This window comes from Legionella qingyii (assembly GCF_003990155.1).
Taxonomy (GTDB): domain Bacteria; phylum Pseudomonadota; class Gammaproteobacteria; order Legionellales; family Legionellaceae; genus Legionella; species Legionella qingyii.
On record NZ_RZGX01000015.1, the window covers coordinates 76,527 to 96,725 of the forward strand.

Below are 20,199 nucleotides of genomic sequence, written 5' to 3' on the forward strand. Positions count from 1 at the left end.
AAATAGAATATTTTACCCGCATTAAAAGAATAACTTTTGAGAGAAAAATATGGGTGTTAAAACGTTCGCTATATGTCTTTTCCTTCTCTTCTATCATCACATTGGCTACCCGTTATTACTCACCTTTATTGCAAAAACACGAAAGCAAATTCATACAGGAAAAAACCTGCCGCTGCACCAATTTATTTTTATTATTCCTATGTACAATGAAGCAAAATATATTGCTAAAAAAATAGCGAATTTGGCAAAAATATCCTATCCTGCCGATCACTATGAAGTTTGGTTGCTTGATGATGGCAGTGTCGATAAAACAGCAAATCAGGCCCAAGCGGCTATAAAAAAATATCCCCAATTAAAAATAAAAATTTTTTCATCACCAACCAATCAGGGAAAAGTTGCTTGGTTTAACCAAATTATTCCTAAAATTGATGATGATTTTATTATCTTTTTTTCTGATGTTTCAGCAACTCTATCTCGTAATGTACTAAAGAAAGCTAATGCTTATTTTAATAATCCTCAAGTAGGCGTCTATTGCACGAGTTATAAGCTACGAAAAAAAGAAGTGGAAGGAGAAAAATATTATTGGCAATATCAAAATGATTTAAAGGCTAAAGAATCGAAGTTGGGCACACCGATTGGCTATCATGGAACTGGATATGCTCTTCGCAAATTACTTTGGAAAAAAATTCCTCCTAATACAATTAATGAAGATTTTGTAATTCCCCTGCAAGTTATTGCACAAACCTATACTCCTAAAGATCTCGGTAAGATGTCTTTGTCTATTAACAAAAAGAGTAAACAGAGATATAAAAATAAATTCATTAAAGTAACGATAAAAAATTTTGTTACCAAGAGCATCCGAAGGATAAATCAGGCGTGGAAGAGTTTTATGCTCAGAAAGAGGTATTGGGGGGTTTATGATCCTTCCTGTGCGTCTGTAGAAAATGAAATTTCAACAATGGAAATTATTTTTCAACGGCGGATTCGCCTGGCTGCTGGGAATATTCAACAAGTTTTCTTGCTTTTTAGGCTTTTATCACCCAGCCAAGGTTGGGTTGCCTGGATGTTCTTTAGTTGTAAAGTACTCCGAATATTTATGCCTTGGTTGTTAATATTCCTATTCATCAGCAATGTATATTTAGCTCATGATTCATTCATATTTTTAATTTTTTTAATAGGCCAGATTCTTTTTTATTTCAGTTGTTTGTCTAACATTCTCTACAAAACCAAGATCACGGAGATTACCAGTTATTTTATTTATGGACATTTGGCAATGCTTTTAGGCTGGTTTTATTTTTTTAAGCTTAATAGGACGGGGCGTTGGAAACGATCCAATAAAGCAGTAAGGCACTACTACATCCATCCTATTGTTTACATAGGGAAATGGTTTACGGATAAAGTTTTTGCGTTGACAGGATTGTTGCTACTGCTTTGTATTGGCCCATTGGTTGCGATAATTATTAAAGTTTTTTCCCCTGGCCCTATTTTTTATAAACAATTGCGTGTTGGGCTTAGTAATGAAAAACAAACAAAGATGTTTTATTTGTACAAGTTTAGAACAATGAACATTAATACTCGTTTTAGACATCGTCGTTGGACAAGCAAAAATGATCCAAGAGTATTTCGTTTTGGCTATTTTATGCGTAAAACTCATCTTGATGAGCTCCCACAAGTTATTAATATTCTTAAAGGAGATATGTCATTGATTGGTCCTCGCCCAGAACGACCTTCGCTATTTCCTTATATCGTTAAAAATATCCCTTTTTATCAAGAGCGACTATTTGGGGTGCGCCCAGGGTTAACTGGTCTTGCACAAGTCAGTTGTCATTATGATAGAACAATTGAGGACGTAAAAAGAAAAGTGGCATTCGATCATGCTTATGCAACTTATTTGACTAAGCCCTGGATATGGTTTAAAACAGATATGTATATATTAAGCAAAACGATCATCATGATTTTATTTGGAAAAAGTCCCTAGAAAACGTATTATATCCTTTAAATATCATTATTTTTATTGGTGATGTCTCGTAGTTTGATAGGGAACGTTCTCGATGGATTTTTAAAGCCATTTGTAATACCGCAGGATACAGACTCTCTAGAAATTTTGAGCAGGAAATATGAGTAATGGTTAAGGACGCAAAGACAATGACTTACCGATATCCAATTAAATGGTATTTTAATCTGGGCCTGCTTTTCTTTATGGTATGTCTTCTAGGTTGCACTTCATATCCGCCACCTTCTACTGGAGGATATGCGGCACACTATTACTTAATACATTATCCTTTTCAAAATCCGCATTTATCGTATCGGCCAGATATCCAGAAATATGGTCCTTTACGTGCGCAACTTAATCAATTATTCCAGAGTAAAGTTTGGCGTTGTTATCCAGCACGCATGGTTGAAATGAACCTCTTGGCACAGCAAATCGCCCAAGAAATTGTCGCGGGTTTGTTGGTATCCGCTCGACGTGATATGAATTTACTAGAAAATAATATAAGAATTCTTTGGCCACTCCAGGAAGTTAAAGGGTGCCCTAAGCTTAAAAACGATCAATATTGGCAAATATTGAAGGCGAGGATTCAATGACCAAACGTTTGATTCGATATTTATTGCTTTTCTGTTTGAGCATCACTACTGTTTTTGCAGCTGAAGCAGATGAACAACTGTACCCAGGTAATCTTCTTGGTTTTTCACTTTATGGAAATGCAACGCTTTCAAAAGAAGTTCGTATTGATCCACAAGGCCATATCCAATTACCCGATGTTGGGCAATTCAATTGCCAAGGACAAACTCTATCCAGTTTGCGATTGTTAGTAGTGAATAAGTTACGCACGATTTATAAAAATGCTAATGACTTAAGCATTTCCAGAAAGAGTGACGAGATTTATGTTCAGGTCCTTGGTATGGTTCAAAATCCTGGGCAATATCTTGTGCCGGCAAATGCCAATATTCAAATTGCAATACGAAAAGCAGGGGACTTGCTTGATGGGGCACAAATGAATCAAATTCAGCTCCGTCGTAATGGAAAAGTCACTGTTATTGATTATAAAAAATATCTTGACTCTGGGAATAACTCTATTCTGCGCTCGCTTAGAGCGAGTGATGAGATTTTTGTGCCGAGCTCACAACTCGTGAGTAATGTGAAGGTAGATAATCGTTATTTAGTACCCAAACAAGATATTGATGTTGCTACCCTGAAAGACTCCATCAAAATTTTTGGGGCAGTAACTAAGCCGGGTGTGTATGCATATAATTCTCAATTTTCAGTACTTGATTATCTTCTCAAGGCTGGGGGTACAACCTATTTAGCGGATACAACACAAATTAAAATCATTAACAATGCAACTGCATCCGTTTTTAACATGAGTGAATATTTAAACACAGGCAATAAAAAACTCATTCCTGCTCTTAGCGGTGGCGCTACAATTTTTATTCCACAAACAAGTGAAACTGCAAAGCCCGGCTCAACCACAATTTATGTAATGGGACAAGTGCAAAAACCAGGGACTTATGAACTTGGCAAGAATGCTACGTTCATGGATGCCGTGGCCAATGCAGGGGGGCCGGATCAATATGCAGAAACACGTAAAATTCGTATCATTCATAATGATGGAACGACTGAAGATTTCGACCTTCAGGCCTTTACCGAGGGGCTCACAGCAGCAAAACTACCTGTTTTGCATTTGGGGGATGTGATTTATTTTCCCATAAAAGCGGATCTGAATGAGAAATCATGGCTTAATACGGCCCCCAATCGTGCAATTAAAATTATTGGTGCGGTTCAGAAACCCGGACGATATGACTGGGCTGATGAAATGTCGATTATGGATTTAATTTCTAATGTTGGCGGCCCAACCAAAGATGCTGATACAGCGCATATCCGTATCGTGAGTAATGACAGTAATGTTGCCCCAGTTGAATTTAACTTAAAGCAGATGATTGCTACGGGCATTGGTGCAAAAGGATTACCCAAACTTAAGGCCGGTGACACAGTTGTAGTACCGGAACTTGCCAGTACACCTTTAAACATAAATCAGTCCGTTAAGATATTAGGAGAGGTATTCAAACCGGGGGCTTATACCTATAATCCGAAATATAATGTAGTCGACTATTTGCTTTTAGCTGGGGGAATTACCCATTATGCTGCTCCTGAACAGGTCAAGGTTCTTGATCATGAAACTTCTGTTGTGTTCAATTTAAAGGATTATCTAGAGACTGCTAAATCAAGCCATATTCCTATAATCAATAAAGGGGCTACTATTTTTGTTCCTGTGGCTACAAGCCAAATGCAAGCAGGTGCTCAAACGGTTTATGTGATGGGACAAGTACAAAAACCAGGTGCATATGAACTCCTTAAGTCATCAACGTTTATGGATGCTATCGCTAATGCGGGGGGGCCGGATAATTATGCGGAAACACGTAAAATCCGCATTATTCATACTAATGGCACGGTTAGCTTTTTTGACATGCAGGCATTTACCGATGGATTGAGCTCCGCAAAGCTTCCAATACTTCAAGCAGGGGATGTTATTTATTTTCCACTCAAAACAGATTTGAATGAAAAATCATGGCTTCATATTGCTCCTAAACGTGCGATTAAAGTTATGGGTGCAGTCGAGCGGCCTGGGAGATACGAGTGGGCCGATGAAATGTCTATTTTAGATTTAATGGCTAATGTTGGGGGGCCAACTCAAAATGCGGATACGGCCAATGTTAAAATTATAGGCAATGACAATACAAAACCGCCATTAGTCTTTAATCTAAAGAAAGCCCTTGCTAAAGGGGTGGGAGCTGAGGGATTACCAGAACTTAAAGGTGGTTATACCGTTTTTGTGCCAGAAATGGATACTATCCCTTTGGACATGAAAAAAGCTATTAAAATTTTTGGAGAAGTATTCAAGCCCGGTGCATATGCATATAATCCCAAATATTCACCAGTAGATTATCTGCTTTTGGCTGGAGGACCAACTCACTATGCTGCGCCTGATCAAATTAAAATTATTGATGACAAGGCTTCAGTGACTTTTAATTTAAAAGAGTACATGGATAGCGGAAAATCAAAAAATATGCCTCCTATTAGTATTGGCGCCACTATTTTTGTTCCCGTGGTTACTGAGCAGGTAAAGTCGGGACAGCCGGTGGTCTATGTTATGGGGCAAGTTCAAAAACCTGGGGCCTATGAACTGGGTAAAAAGTCTACATTTCTGGATGCATTAGCCAATGCAGGAGGCCCAGATCAATACGCAGATCCTTCTAAAATTCGTATCATAAGAAAAAATGGTGGGATTGTTGTTTTTGATATGCAAGCTTATGTAGAAGGACTTCCTAAAAAAACATTACCTAATATAGAAGCTGGTGATGTGATTTATGTTCCTCAGAAAAGTGCAGAAGAAGAGCGAGGGTGGTTAAGTCTAGCCCCTGGACGAGCTGTAAAGGTGATGGGCGCGGTGAAACAACCCGGACGATTTGAATGGTCTGATGAAATGAGTTTAATCGATCTTTTAGCCCACGCTGGGGGGCCGACAGACCATGCAGACATTGCCAACATCCGTATTATTAGCAATGAGCATGATAAGAAGGGACGGTTGATTACAAAACGTTTTGATTTGCGTAAGTTTTCTGAAAAAGGCGGTGAGTTATCTTCTGTGCCAGTAATTAAGGCAGGCTATACCATACAAGTTCCCGAGCTTCCTCAATCACCTATTGATAATAAAGCGATGTGGACCCAGATTGATAAAAAGAATAGTATTTATATTTTTGGTGAAGTTGGAAAACCGGGGCGTTACAAATTTAGTAATCAGCTGAATTTTCTTGATATTTTATCAGCAGCGGATGGTCCCACGCCAAAAGCGGATTTACGCGATGTACATGTAATTGATAGGCAGGGTATTTACCCGCAAGTGGTACATGTGAATCTTGCGTTATACTTTCAAACAGGCGATTCGGAATTAATACCCAAAGTGTTACCTGGGGATGCGATTTATCTTCCCCCCAAAAGTAACGATGCTGTTGAAATTAATACCAAGCATGTGGTTAAAGTTTTAGGAGAAGTTAAAAATCCTGGTCGTTATCGTTTTACTAGTGATCTGACGATTCTGGATTTACTTGCAGCTGCGGGTGGCCCAACCAATTCGGCGTTGGTTTCGAAAATTTTAATTGTCAATATGGGTACTGGACTGGAAGCGAAGGCGAGTGTCTTTGATTTATTAAAATTTTCAAAAACAGGCGATATCAGGATGTTACCTGCTATTCGTGAGGGTGATGTTATTTATGTACCCAACAATGATGAAGATTATAGAAAACAATTCACTCAATTCTTGCAAAATGTTGCAAATGTTGCTCTTGTTATCTATTCACTAGGCTCACTGAAATTATGACGCAATTAGCAAAAAGCAGTAAGGCGATTAATAAGCTTTATATTGAAATTTTGGCTCATGAAAGTAAAACTATTTGCTTTACCTCGCCTTTATTTACTGAAGGAATTACCACCATAGCCAGTGCCGTAGCACGGGCTGCTACAGCCTTTGGTCGTAAAGTTCTTTATTGTGATTTTGGAAATTACAATACCTCGTTGAGTAAGCAATTGAATCTTGAATTCAAAGCAACCCAAGGCAGTATTTTGGAGCAAGCTTGTGATAACATCAAATACAGTGACCAAGAAGGTTTTTACATAATGCCCCTTCCTGGGCCACGCCCTTTCGAGCTCAGCTTGATTGAAAAAGAAACATTGAATGATTTCTTTAATAAATTAAAGGAACAATTTGATTTAATCATCATCGATTGTCACTGCTTTAATAAATATCAACCACATACGATTTCAACCAGATATTTAAGCGAGGCAGCTAATGCAACAGTCCTTATTGTTCTTTCTGGTGTTACGACTAAAGAAGCGGTAGAGGAAACAGTGGAGGAAATGAAAAAAATTGGCACTCACTTAATCGGTTGTGTCATGAATGATTTCAAGTACCCACGACTCATAGATGAGCTTTATAAAGAAACCAGCCGTTTGGACCGATATGTTCCTAAATTTGCTGAATATCTCCGCCAAAAAATACGTAATTCAGTTATATTAAATATGGAAATTTGATATCAATGAAACATGTAACGAAGCCCTGTGCACAATCGGTTACACAATCTTAAGGATGAGCATGAAATTTTTAAAAATTATTTTAGCATTCATTCTGACCCAACAATCATATGCATCTGTAATTGGTATTGGAATTGGAGGCGGGGGAGCACAGGGTGGAATTAGCTTTGATCCTCTTTCTCCAGGCCATGTATATATTGGCAGTGATATGGGGCTAGTCTATGAATCTTTTGATTTAGGCACTACTTGGACCCCTATTAGTCGGAAAAAAATAGCCTTTAATGTTGATTTGAATCATCAAAGTCATATGGGGTTTGATAACTCAGGTGGATTATATTGGGCATCAGGAGGATGTAATCCACAAATCAGTTTAGACAGAGGTAAGTCATGGCAATCCATGAAGACACTTGCGGACATGTTTCCTGAGAATTGCCTTGCTGAGAGTACAAGGATTAAATATTGGTTTTTCTCCAATGATGACTTAAAAATGGTAGGTGTTGGAACTACGTCTGGTTTATTAATTAGTCGCGATCTTGGGAAAACCTGGACACGACTTTTTACTAATCAAGACAGTCTAACATCCTTAATGGTTGATAAGAACACACTCTACCATGCAACAAATGCAGGTATTTTTAAATTTAACCTGCAAACAGCACAAGTAGCCCCCCTTTTATCTGAATCTTTATCTGCAGCGGCGATGGGTAAAGACAGCAAAGGTTTAACTCTTGTTGGTGTTGAAAAAACAGACAATGCAAGAAAGAAAATGTTCATTAAACCAGCTAAAGAAGAGGTGTTCTCTCAGCAAACACAACCTGTTGGAACATTTGTCCGCATGAGTCCAAATAATTCCTCTATTATTTATTTTACCGGGAATTCAAATATTGGCGAAGGCGCTGCTATTTGGATGACGGAAGATAGTGGCTCTCATTGGACACAGCGCTATACAGACGATTCAATAGCTTATCGTGAGGGCAAAATCAATCCTAATCCGGTAGGTCTCTATGTGGGCTTTTGGGATAGCGGATATAATGATTTTCAGGTAGCGCCTAATGATCCAAATCTTATAGCCGGTAGTGCAAACTTCTTTTTTAAATTGTCCACGAATGCAGGAGAACAATGGAAATTTCCATATACAAAATTAAGTCCAGCAACGAATAATGTGAGTAAGAGCAATTTTTGGACTTCAACAGCGCTTAACCCTGTAAGTGCTTTTTTTATAAAACAAAATCCCTCAAACAGCAATATGATTGTTGCAGGATTAGCGGATATTGGATGTGTTTTAAGTTTAGATCATGGGGTTACATGGCGTATGTGCAATATCCCTGACATGAACACTACATATGATATAGCATTTAATCCTGCAAATCCCAATCAACTCTTTGCTGCCGCTTCATCCAGGCATGATTTTCCGAATGATTGGTATGGGGATATTAATAATGATGCTCCTGGTGGAATTTTTGTCTCTGATGATGCGGGGGTTAATTGGCAACAATTGTCACCTGATGATAGCGAATATCAAAATCCCTATTTAACATTAGCGATTGATTTCAAAAAGTCACCTTGCCACATGTATGCAGGCACAATGGGTAAAGGTATTATTGCCAGTTTTGATTGTGGCAGCAATTGGCAGAGGCTAAATGATGGGTTTGAACCTTTAGCAACTTCTGTTGACTCATCAGAACAAAAAGGGTCTTTGATTTTCCCAAGTATTAAAATCTCCCCCGTAACAGGTGATGTTTATGCGATTCATGCAGGTAATCGATTGTGGCAACATGCAGATAATCCTTTCATAAAATATACCGGAATTTATAAACTCAATAAAAATACGAATACTTGGATACAATTGGGAAGACCTCCGAAGGTACAAGGGCCTGGCCCTGTTTTAGGTAATTTATATTGGAAATACCCACTGGATTTTGCGGTTGATTGGAGTAATCCCAAGCAACTGTATTTAGTTGACATGGCAACGGCAGGAACATGGAAAATTAATGGTCTTTGGTCAAGTTCTGACGAAGGAGTAACATGGCAACAAGTCTTGAATTTTGATGGAGCACGAAAGGTTATAATTAAGAATCAAGATGTTTTTGTTGCTGGCTGGTCTGATCCAGATGAACCTTTTATGTATCATGCAGCCCAAGGTAGTCAGTTTGAGCCAGTAAATCTAGAGCTACCTTTACAGCGAGTGAATGATTTTCTAATTGATGAACAGGGCTTTATTTTTGCGACTTTTGGCGGGGGGCTATTTAGGCTGAACACACTAACTGATTGAGAGTACTGACGCATGTATTCTGATGACTGCCCCCTATAGCCCCCTTTTATCTATCTTAGATATTAGATCGCATAATATTTGCGCATAATTATTTATCATAGACTCATTGCTTCCTTCGACCATAATTCGTAATATTTGTTCTGTGCCTGAAGGTCTAAGCACTATTCGGCCATTACTTTTCAAAGTCTTTTCCAGATTTTTAACTGCTTGAATGACTTCGGGATGAGATACCAATAACGTGGCGTTATTGGTATTTAAATTGATTAAAGTTTGCGGTAATAAATGAAGGCTTTGTGTCAGCTCATGCAGTGATTTATTCTGCATAACCATAATCAAAAGAACTTGTAATGCGGTTATAATTCCGTCTCCTGTCCTGGCTTTATCGGAACAAATAATATGACCAGAGGTTTCGCCGCCGAGTGTCCAATTTTTCTTTGTCAGCATTTCCTGAACGTATCGATCTCCTACTTGAGAGCGTAAAAAAGGGATACCTAATGATTTAAGTGCTTGTTCAAGACTATAATTACTCATCAAAGTACCTATCACTCCGCCATTGAGTACACCCCGTTGATATCTGTCTTCAGCAATAATGTAAATAATCTGATCACCATTAACAAGATTGCCTAGCGAGTCTACTAAAATAACCCTATCTCCATCACCATCCAGACCAATACCCACATCAGCACCAACATCAAGAACTTTATTTCTTAATAACTCAGGTGCTGTGGAGCCACAATTTTGATTGATATTAAAACCATCAGGTTTTACTCCTATGGAAATTACTTTAGCGCCTAATTCAGAAAATACATTGGGTGCAATATGATAAGTTGCGCCATTGGCACAATCGACGACTATTTTGAAATTGGTTAATCGAGACCTGAACGGAATTGTGGACTTACAAAATTCGATGTAGCGACCCGCCGCATCATGAATCCGAGTCGCTTTACCTAACTGAGCTGAAGGTACAGTTTGCAATTTTTTCTCTAATTCAGCTTCTATTGCAAACTCCATACTCTCAGGAAACTTACTTCCTTCTGATGAAAAAAATTTAATTCCATTATCTTCAAAATGATTATGGGAAGCACTAATTACAATGCCTATGTCTGCTCTTAGAGTCTGGGTAAAATAAGCAATTCCAGGGGTAGGCATCGGACCTAATAAGGCTATATCAACCCCCGATGCGGATAATCCTGCTTGCAGAGCAGACTCCAGCATATAGCCAGATATTCGGGTGTCTTTTCCAACAACTACTTTGCTTTTGGCTTTTTGGGTAAGCAAACTTCCTACTGCCCAGCCTAATTTCAAAACAAACTCAGGGTTGATATTTGATAGCCCAACTCGGCCTCGTATCCCGTCTGTTCCAAAATATTTACGTTGACGCATCCTTTCCACCTTAGTATTTAATTTGAGAGTGGAGTCTCTTTTGGCAAATTTCTAAATTAAATATTACTAGCATCTAGATGCATTATAGCTAAAAAAAAAGGTGTGGAGGCAAAATCGATTAAATCGAATGCTCGATTACTGAGGGGTAACCCACCAAATGCTTTTTTTATGTGAGATTGCCATTAATTTTTTTCCGAACAGCTTCCCTTGAAGGGCGAGGCTAAGTCAAGATATGTTCCTATATTTTCTCTCTGTCTACGTCCCGCAGGATCCCGCTACGAAGCTATATTCCATGGTTTTGTCGAACAGGTCGCGGAACATAGGTCAGGGGGAATAAGCTTAACTTAGTGTGATTGTCCCTTGATTGAATGTTATGGTTGAGCATTTAGGTTAGAGTAAATGTTCAAGTCCATAGATCAATGTAGATAATCCTGTAACTTTCTGACACGACAAAATTATCCCGGGCATAAAAGAGCGTCGGTCAATGCAGTCATCCGTAATGGTCAGTGTTTCACCTATACTGCCAAAAATGACTTGTTGACGAGCAATAACGCCAGGAAGACGCAAGGAATGGATGTTAATATCGCAATGAACTCCGCCACGAGCGCCAGGAATTAATTCTTTGAGATTTAATTTGTTTTTAGGATTTTTCCGAGCTGCAGCAATCATTTCAGCAGTTTTTAAGGCAGTCCCTGATGGCGCATCCAGCTTTTGTTGATGATGTGCTTCAATAATTTCTACTTCGGGAAAATATTCAGCCGCTTTAGCAGCAAAGACCATCATCAAAACCGCACTAATCGAAAAATTAGGTACAATGATTCCACCCAGAAGACGGCTTTCACAAAAAGCAGTTAACTCCTTTATTTGGCCGGGGAGAAGTCCGGAGGTTCCAATAACTGGATGTGCCCCATGATTTATAATGGTGAGACAATTTTGATAAACACAATCTGCGCGAGTAAGATCAACAACAATTTGCGCCTTGGTATCTTTAATGGCTTGCGCCAAATTATCCTCTTTACCAAGTTGTGCGACTAATTCAAATTCGTGGTGGTTATTTAGGGTCTCACAGGCGAGAGAGCCCATCTTACCATGAGCCCCATTGACAATAACGCGAGTTAACATAGTTCTCCTTATGATCTCAGTTTTGCTTTTCTTTTTTGGGAGGATATTGTGTTCGCAAAGCCCAAACGGTTGCAAATGGCCATCCAATTACGGTGGCTTGTAATGCCAAGGCGACGAAGGCACCTCCAGGATTATCATTCATAAGAAATATGACCCATGGAAAGAATAATGCAATAAATAACATAAATAATTTTTTTAGGAAATCGGTCATATGTTGCTCCATCAGTTGTATCAAAAGGGCATAATAATCGAGACATAAAGATAGTATCGCATCGCTACTAAAGAATTAAAGAGTACGATCTATAAAAATTCCTGTTTTCATTATAGGACTATCATCGCCTATTTTTCTACTTTGATTTCTTATTTTTATACACTGTATGGAACATGTTTCAGAGTGCTTGCAAACAATCATCAAACATTGTACATTGTGCGCTCATTCTTAAGGCGAATGATTTCATTTTCCGGATATGACATTCAATATCTAACAAGGGTACACTAATGAGAAAACAGGAGCTGCACCCACGCACTGCCGTAATTAATAAAGCTCAAAAAATTAGGTCTAAAAAAGCGCGAACAGACGCATTATTGTGGCTCGCTGCACATTTTCCCGCAGCATTTGATAATTCATTACGAATCCGTCCATTAAAAGTGGGGATTATGGATGACATTTTGCTGCATGCAGATAAGGCTGAAGAAGCAGGGATTTCCAAAAGTAAATTAAGAGAAGCAGTGGTTTTATTTACCCGGCGACTTGATTATTTGGCCTGCCTGAAGCTACGAGAAATGCGTGTTGACTTGCAAGGTAATGAAGTCGCCGCGGTGACTGAAGAAGAAGCGGAGCATGCAGCAACCAAAATTAGAAAGCGTGTTGAAAAAAGTGTAAGAAATGCTCGAAAAACTCAGGTAGAAAAGACGATAAGCCAAACATCTTCGGCTCAACAAAGTACAGCTTTTCAATCGCAGATAACGGGACAATCGTCCACTTCTACAGAGACTCACTTTCCAACCTACCCAGTACGTTCTTCAACGTATAACACCTTGAATACTCCAGCACAACCAGCTAGAACAACAGCTGTAGTCGTAAAAAATAAAACGGCAAGACAATATGATCCGGATGCTGTGGCTCGTTTGAAAGAGAAATTGGGATTATCTCGAAGCGAAAAAAAGGAAATTGTCGAATAGTTCATTTTTTACATCGAATAATATAGCCTGGGTGCCGCGTGCAAAACCCGGGCACCTTTCTCGAATTCCACTTCGTTACACGCGAGTTCAATAAGCTCTTTCCCGAATAAAACACTAAGCATCCCTATATATAGGAGACAGGGATATTCATTATTTGTGATTCAAATTAATTAAATGAAAGATAATGAAATAACTATTTGAATATGAAATATTATTGGATAATATCAATTGAACTGAAAGCGACATTCCTTTTTTTAATCGTTTTGATGGGGGGGTTGTGTTTACAAAAAGAGCAGAACAAAAAATTGCTACAAATAAAGGAAGCTTTTCTCAAGTTCCTAATGACGTAACGTACCTGGTGATGTTTTTTCTTGACGTGAAGTCGTTAAATCATTTAGCTATGACCAATTCAACGTTCAAAGAACTGGTTTCTCATTATCCAAATCAAATTTACGTTAAAATATGTAATAAAGAATATAGAGGAACCTATACACAAATACATACCCAATTTAAAGATTATCTACGAATCAAGCAGGCAGAAATTGTTCGCCAAAAGCGGAGTGCAGGAGAAAAAGCGATTGAGGAACTTAAACACTCTATTAAATCCCAAAAATATAGCATAAGACAAACCTGGGATGTTCCACTTAAAAAGTCATGTATCACCCAAGATGAAAAAGCTGTAGTAGGATGCTGTTGTACCTTGGGTTTAATCGGTGGCATTTTAGTTTCCTGTTTTACTCCGTTGCCTTGGTTCTTAACTACGTGTTTAGGTATGGGGGCCGGAGGAGCAACACCTTTAGTTGTTTCTCGAACGATCCGTTGTTGTTGTGGAAAATGCTTGCAGTGTAAGGAACAACAGCTGGCCACAAAAGAAGAAAATCTGAATAAAGATTATCCTTCTTCCCCAAGTATGAAAATGTGAAATGAGGCATTGATGCGGGTAACTGTAATTTGAGGCTCGAATTCAGCTCTTAACTTCCTATTTTTCAAGGTAAAAATCTTATATTTTTGCCTACTTCCTGACCTTTCACAATTGAGCGGGTGATGGGAATCGAACCCACGCCATCAGCTTGGGAAGCTGAGGTTCTACCATTGAACTACACCCGCAAAAGGAAGGAGTATTCTACTTTTGCTTTTACCAGATAGTATATCCTACAAGCGGCATTTAGACCCGAATAATCTCCATACTGTTTGTACCACCTGCTGTACCTATCATGCGACCACGTGTTAATAAGACAAAGTTTTGGGGTTCAAGATGGCCCGATTTTACTAACTCTTCAAGTACTTGTTGATTCAAGGTTTCAGCGGCAAATTGATGATAATTCATGAACACTGGAAAAACATTTTGGGCAAGGCACAAGCGACCTATGGTTCGCTTATTAGCAGATACAGCGATAATAGGGACTGTACTTTGTTGCCTGGATATCCATAATGCGGTATCCCCTGATTCGGTCAAGGTGATAATTGCTTGGATGGGGAAATGGTTGGCTGCATGCATTGTTGCCATGGCGATCGCCTGATCCGCGCGTTGATAATGGCAGGTTTCAGCATTACTATGATAATAAAAACTGGCATGTTTTTCGGTGCTTAAGCAGATCTTGTTGACCATGGTTAACACTTTTACTGGAAATTGGCCACTGGCTGTTTCTGCAGACAACATCACCGCATCTGTCCCATCTAATATCGCATTGGCAACATCAGAGACTTCTGCGCGGGTAGGTTGAGGATTGTTAATCATCGATTCCATCATTTGCGTTGCGGTAATCACCACTTTGTCTAATCGACGGGCTTCGCCAATGATGTGTTTTTGGATTGCAGGTACTTCCGCCGCGCCTATTTCAACACCTAAATCGCCTCGGGCAACCATAATTGCATCAGCTTCTTGAATAATTTCTGTTAAATAGTGCAATGCTTCTGTTCGTTCAATTTTGGCAATTACAGGTATTTTTTTACCAAATTCAGTCATGAGCTCACGGGCATGACGAATATCATCTGCATCTTTTACGAAAGACAAGCTGATGTAATCTACTTCAGCTTCAATCGCTGTGCGTAAATCACGCTTGTCTTTATCCGTCATGGTTCTGGCGGCTAACCCGCCTCCTTTTCTGTTTAATCCTTTAAGATCACTCAAGACACCGCCTTCAATCACGGTACAGTGAATTTTGGAACCAGAAATACTCGTAACCTCCAATTCAACCAACCCATCATTAAGCAGCAAATGATCTTCTGGAGCCAGTTCACGGGAAAGATTGGGGTATGCGACAGAAACTTCATGATTATCGCCTAACATTTCTGAGGCATTACAATCCAAAGTGAAGGCTTGGCCTTCAACCAAAGTGATTGATTTATCTTTAAAACGGCCAATACGAATTTTAGGCCCTTGTAAATCAGCCATTACTGCCAATGGACGATTTAATTCTTCAGCAATTTCTCGAACCAAGGCAATGAGCTGTAATGCGGATGCATCAGCATGAGAAAAATTAATGCGTACCACGTCAACACCTGCGGTTAACATGGCATGAAGAGTTGCCGGATTACTACTGGTCGGTCCTAATGTGGCAACGATTTTAGTTTGTCTTAACATCTTTTGCTCGCTCCTGCAAAATGGCAACAGCTGGCAAGGTTTTTCCTTCTAAACACTCAAGAAATGCCCCACCACCTGTGGAAACATACGAAATTTGCTGATTCAGATCATAGAGATCAATCGCGGCAAGGGTATCACCACCACCCGCAATTGAAAAGGCATCGCTTTCAGCAATAGCAATCGCTAACGCCCGTGTTCCATAGGCAAATTGTGCAAATTCGAAAACACCAACCGGGCCATTCCAAATGATGGTTTTAGCCTCATTAATAATATCTACATACTCACTAACCGTTATGGGGCCAATATCAAGGATCATGTCATCAGTGGCAACATTTTGTAATGACTTATTATAGGCAGGACAGTGTTCGCTAAACGATTTACCTACTACAACATCAGTTGGCAATGGAATGCGGCAACCTTTTTCTTCTGCTATTTTAAGAATTTCTCGTGCTTCATCCAGCAAATCCTCTTCATAAAGAGAAACGCCAATTTCAAATCCCTGGGCTTTGAGGAATGTATTTGCAATACCGCCGCCAGGGATTAAATAATCGACAAGGGTGACTAACTGGCGTAGCAAACTGAGCTTAGTTGAAACTTTGGCGCCACCAACAATAGCGACAATCGGTTTCTCTGGTGCGGCGAGGGCCTTTTCTAAAGCATTAAGCTCGCGAACTAATAACGGACCTGCAACGGCAATCGGTGCAAATTGAGCAACACCGTATGTAGAAGCCTGGGCTCGATGCGCTGTACCAAAAGCATCCATCACAAAGACATCACAAAGGCTGGCAAGTTTTTTGGCCAGTTGTTCTTCATTATTCTTTTCGCCAACATTAAAGCGTACGTTTTCACAAACGACTAGCTCTCCTGGCTTAACATCCACACCATTGAGGTAATCGCTTACGAAATGTACAGGATAGTCCAGATTGTTTTGCAAGTATTCTGCAATGGGTTCCATAGAAAAGCGTCGCTCAAACTTTCCTTCTTCAGGACGGCCTAAATGAGATAAAACCATCACCGCCGCACCAGCATCCAAGGCAGCTTTTAAAGTGGGTAATGCTGCTTGCAAGCGTTGATCACTGGTAATAATTCCTTCTTTGATTGGAACATTCAGATCTTCACGAATTAGTACCCGTTTCCCAGACAGGTCTATATCGCTCATTTGTATCAGACTCATCAATATCTCCATGCAGGGGTTTTAGCAACTCATCATTTGTTGTGCTGTATCAAGCATACGATTAGAAAAGCCCCACTCGTTATCATACCAGGCGACGATTTTCACTAGATTGCCAAATACCTTGGTTTGAGTAGTATCAAAAATGGACGATGCAGGATTATGGTTGAAATCACATGATACTAACGGATCATCATTGATTTGCAAGATGCGACTTTTAGCCTGGCGTACGATGTCATTGACTTCTTTTACCGTAGTTTCACGCTTTGCGGTAAAGGTCAAATCAATCACTGAAACGTTAAGAACTGGAACTCGCATCGCAAAGCCATCGAGTTTTCCTGCTAACTCAGGTAATACTAATCCTACAGCTGCTGCAGCGCCTGTTTTTGTTGGAATAATGGAGTGAGCTGCTGCACGAGCGCGGCGTAAATCTTCATGACTTCCATCTAAAAGCATTTGGTCATTAGTATAGGCATGCACTGTATTCAATAAACCGTGTTCAATACCTAAAGCATCATTTAAAGGTTTCACAACGGGTGCCAGGCAATTGGTGGTGCAAGAAGCATTGGAAACGATAAGATCGGAAGCTTTCAGCGTGTGGTGGTTCACTCCATAAACGATGGTTGCATCCACATTTTTTCCTGGAGCGGAAATCAATACTTTTTTTGCACCAGCAGTAATATGCTGCATTGCTTTTTCTCGTTCAGTAAAGAAGCCGGTACATTCTAAAACCAAATCAATGTTTAATTCTTTCCATGGCAGGTTTAGGGGATTACGCTCAGCGATGATTTTGATTGCATGGCCATCAATTACTAACATGTCGCCTTCAACGCTCACATCGGATGCAAAACGGCCATGTGTTGTGTCATAACGGGTCAGATGGGCTGTAGTTTCAATTGCAGATAAATCATTGATTGCAACGATTTCAAGTTCATTTTGCTTTTTGGATTCAAAAATTGCCCTTAAGATACAACGGCCAATGCGGCCATAGCCATTAATAGCGACACGTATTGTCATATTATACTTCTCCAATTTTAGTAATGAGTTTCTTATCTCAAGTTAAGCGTCTAATCGTAGCTTCACAGCCATTAAGTTAAGGATTTTTGTCATTCCCGCGAAGCTGGGAAGCAATTCTTAAAAAGGCATTGTGCCTCGCTAGAAATTGGTTCCCGACTTCGCGGGAACGACAGGTTTTTCTTAATGGCAGTGGAGTTTTACTTCATCCACGCTACATTTATTATTTGTTTACTAACGTATCCAACGTTTTAATTATTCGCTCTACAGTAATATCAAAGTATTGGTATGCCTGATCTGCTGGAGCCGATACACCAAAACTATCTAGGCCAATTACGGCACCTTGTAAGCCAACGAATTGATACCAATAAGCGGAACTAGCTGCTTCAATTGCTATACGATTGTTGATGTTTTGGGGCAATACCTGATTTTTATAGTTTTGGTCTTGCTCCAGGAATCGATCTGCACAAGGCATGGAAACCACTCTCACCTTAAGTCCTTGTGATTTCACTTGCTCTGCTGCCGCGATTGCCAACTGCACTTCCGAGCCTGTTGCAATCAAGATAGCATCAGGCGTGCCATCACAATCCACAATGATATAACCTCCTTTTTTAATCAACTCTGCCGCGCTTGCGCTATGGGGCAATGCAGGTAAATTTTGTCTTGAAAGCAGTAAGGATGTTGGCCCATTATGATGCTCCAAAGCGAGCTTCCATGCAACGGCTGTTTCCATTAAATCTGCAGGACGCCACACACTCATCCCAGGGGTCATACGCAACATGGATGCATGTTCTACTGGCTGATGTGTTGGACCGTCTTCACCTAAACCAATCGAATCATGGGTAAAGACATAAATGACGCGTTGTTTCATTAACGCACTTAAACGTATTGCATTGCGTGCATAATCTGCAAAAACCAGGAAGGTGCCACCGTAAGGAATAAATCCTCCATGGACTGCCACGCCATTCATGATTGCGGCCATACCAAATTCCCGCACCCCATAGTACAGATAATTACCCGAATAGTCCTCGCCGGTGATGGCTTTGCTGCCTGACCAATCGGTATTATTGGAGCCAGTTAAATCGGCTGACCCACCAAGCATTTCCGGAAGGATACGGGCAAAATGTTCAATACATTGTTGTGACGATTTACGAGTCGCAATTGCTTTGTCATTGCTAAGACATTGCTCAAAAAACGCATTGCATTGATCTTGCCAATTATCAGGGAGATCGCCATTAATGCGGCGTAAAAATTCATAATGTTCTTGAGGATATTGTTGTTGGTATTGATTTAAGAGAGTTAGCCATTGCTGTTCTTCTTTTTCCCCTTGTTCTTTATGACTCCATTGCTTATAAATTGTATCAGGGATAACAAAAGGCTCATGTTTCCAGTTGAAAAATTCGCGCACATTGGCAACGTCTTTTGCGCCTAAGGCAGAGCCATGGGCTTTTTCACTACCTGCTACGGAAGAGCCAAGTCCTATTATTGTTTTGCAGATAATCAGTGTGGGTTGGGTGGTATTGGCTTGTGCTTTAAGAATGGCTTGCTCAACCGCATCCATATCATGGCCATCTACGGCTTCGATGACTTGCCAACGGTATGCTCTAAAACGTTGTGCGGTATCATCACTAAACCAAGACTCAACCTTACCATCAATAGAAATCCCATTGTCATCATAGAAAACAATCAGTTTTCCTAGACCTAAAGTACCAGCGAGTGAACAGGCTTCATGCGAAATGCCTTCCATGAGACATCCATCACCAGTAAAGGTATATGTATAGTGATCTACAAGATTAAAACCATCACGGTTGAAGTGCGTTGCCAGAACGCGCTCAGCTAAAGCCATACCCACTGCATTTGCCAAACCTTGCCCTAAAGGACCTGTAGTGGTCTCTACTCCAGGGGTATGACCAAGCTCTGGGTGTCCGGGTGTTTTGGAATTTAATTGGCGAAAATGTTTCAAATCGTCTACGGAGAGGTTATATCCAGCCAGATGTAGTAATGAATAAATCAACATGGAACCATGTCCATTAGATAATACAAACCGATCGCGATTAAACCAATGAGGATTTTGTGGATTGTGTTTTAAAAATTTGTTCCATAACACAGTGGCAATATCTGCCATACCCAAAGGCATTCCTGGATGTCCTGATTTGGCTAGTTCTACTGCGTCTACACTTAAAATGCGAATGGCATTAGCTAATTCTTTGGAAAGATTCATGGGTTCTCTTGTACTCTTAACTAGGTGTGATATTGTCGCTCAGAAGACATGAATCAGCAAGAAAATAAGTGCATTTTTGATCATTTTTTTGCAAAAAGACCTAATTTTGTCCTATTAACTTGTTTTGTGAGCAAGCTGATGCGACGAATTATCCTATCTATAGTAT

Annotated in this window: 14 protein-coding genes and 1 tRNA gene; 7 read left to right on the top strand and 8 right to left on the bottom strand. The window is 39.8% G+C overall.

Translation table 11 applies throughout. The annotated features are described in order from the left end of the window. Positions 1 to 49 precede the first annotated feature (49 nt). The 5 genes from ELY20_RS11880 to ELY20_RS11900 all read left to right on the top strand — a co-directional run bounded on the left by ELY20_RS11880 (position 50) and on the right by ELY20_RS11900 (position 9,356). Complete coding sequence (locus tag ELY20_RS11880; RefSeq protein WP_110142590.1) at positions 50 to 1,978, top strand: sugar transferase; 1,929 nt, start codon at positions 50 to 52, stop codon at positions 1,976 to 1,978. Between the two features lie 167 nt (positions 1,979 to 2,145). Continuing rightward, positions 2,146 to 2,586, top strand: coding sequence for a hypothetical protein (locus tag ELY20_RS11885; RefSeq protein WP_126955530.1), 441 nt, complete (start codon positions 2,146 to 2,148; stop codon positions 2,584 to 2,586). Then, complete coding sequence (locus ELY20_RS11890; protein WP_110142588.1) at positions 2,583 to 6,377, top strand: SLBB domain-containing protein; 3,795 nt, start codon at positions 2,583 to 2,585, stop codon at positions 6,375 to 6,377. Before ELY20_RS11885 ends, ELY20_RS11890 begins: the two co-directional genes overlap by 4 nt. Continuing rightward, the gene (locus ELY20_RS11895; protein ID WP_110142587.1) at positions 6,374 to 7,087 is read left to right on the top strand and encodes a P-loop NTPase family protein; all 714 of its coding nucleotides are present in this window, start codon (positions 6,374 to 6,376) and stop codon (positions 7,085 to 7,087) included. Before ELY20_RS11890 ends, ELY20_RS11895 begins: the two co-directional genes overlap by 4 nt. A gap of 61 nt (positions 7,088 to 7,148) precedes the next feature. Next, the gene (locus tag ELY20_RS11900; RefSeq protein ID WP_126955529.1) at positions 7,149 to 9,356 is read left to right on the top strand and encodes a WD40/YVTN/BNR-like repeat-containing protein; all 2,208 of its coding nucleotides are present in this window, start codon (positions 7,149 to 7,151) and stop codon (positions 9,354 to 9,356) included. A gap of 33 nt (positions 9,357 to 9,389) precedes the next feature. Here the strand turns inward: ELY20_RS11900 and glmM are convergent, their stop codons facing one another. From glmM to ELY20_RS11915, 3 genes are all read right to left on the bottom strand, one after another. Then, positions 9,390 to 10,739: a phosphoglucosamine mutase gene (gene glmM, locus ELY20_RS11905; protein WP_110142585.1), complete on the bottom strand. Its 1,350-nt coding sequence runs from the start codon at positions 10,737 to 10,739 to the stop codon at positions 9,390 to 9,392. A 390-nt stretch (positions 10,740 to 11,129) separates the two neighbouring features. Beyond that, positions 11,130 to 11,861 carry a 4-hydroxy-tetrahydrodipicolinate reductase gene (gene dapB, locus ELY20_RS11910; protein WP_110142584.1) on the bottom strand — a complete coding sequence of 244 codons (732 nt, stop codon included), beginning with the start codon at positions 11,859 to 11,861 and terminating at the stop codon, positions 11,130 to 11,132. A 16-nt stretch (positions 11,862 to 11,877) separates the two neighbouring features. Next, positions 11,878 to 12,072, bottom strand: a complete 195-nt coding sequence (locus ELY20_RS11915; RefSeq protein WP_110142583.1) for a hypothetical protein — start codon at positions 12,070 to 12,072, stop codon at positions 11,878 to 11,880. 287 nt (positions 12,073 to 12,359) lie between these two features. On the opposite strand from ELY20_RS11915, the gene ELY20_RS11920 reads away from it, so the two are divergent. Next, positions 12,360 to 13,043: a ProQ/FinO family protein gene (locus ELY20_RS11920; protein ID WP_110142582.1), complete on the top strand. Its 684-nt coding sequence runs from the start codon at positions 12,360 to 12,362 to the stop codon at positions 13,041 to 13,043. A 277-nt stretch (positions 13,044 to 13,320) separates the two neighbouring features. After that, positions 13,321 to 13,965 carry an F-box protein gene (locus ELY20_RS11925; protein WP_110142581.1) on the top strand — a complete coding sequence of 215 codons (645 nt, stop codon included), beginning with the start codon at positions 13,321 to 13,323 and terminating at the stop codon, positions 13,963 to 13,965. Between the two features lie 114 nt (positions 13,966 to 14,079). Here ELY20_RS11925 and ELY20_RS11930 read toward each other — a convergent pair. The 5 genes from ELY20_RS11930 to tkt form a co-directional block, all read right to left on the bottom strand. Continuing rightward, positions 14,080 to 14,150: transfer RNA gene (locus tag ELY20_RS11930), tRNA-Gly, on the bottom strand. A 58-nt stretch (positions 14,151 to 14,208) separates the two neighbouring features. Continuing rightward, the gene (gene pyk / locus ELY20_RS11935; RefSeq protein ID WP_110142580.1) at positions 14,209 to 15,627 is read right to left on the bottom strand and encodes a pyruvate kinase; all 1,419 of its coding nucleotides are present in this window, start codon (positions 15,625 to 15,627) and stop codon (positions 14,209 to 14,211) included. Further along, positions 15,611 to 16,801: a phosphoglycerate kinase gene (locus ELY20_RS11940; RefSeq protein ID WP_110142579.1), complete on the bottom strand. Its 1,191-nt coding sequence runs from the start codon at positions 16,799 to 16,801 to the stop codon at positions 15,611 to 15,613. The genes pyk and ELY20_RS11940 overlap by 17 nt, the downstream gene beginning before the upstream one ends. Before the next feature lie 21 nt (positions 16,802 to 16,822). Next, positions 16,823 to 17,815: a type I glyceraldehyde-3-phosphate dehydrogenase gene (gene gap / locus ELY20_RS11945; RefSeq protein WP_110142578.1), complete on the bottom strand. Its 993-nt coding sequence runs from the start codon at positions 17,813 to 17,815 to the stop codon at positions 16,823 to 16,825. 220 nt (positions 17,816 to 18,035) lie between these two features. Further along, entirely contained in the window at positions 18,036 to 20,033 is a 1,998-nt protein-coding gene (tkt, locus tag ELY20_RS11950) for a transketolase (protein ID WP_110142577.1), read from the bottom strand. Positions 20,034 to 20,199: the final 166 nt, after the last annotated feature.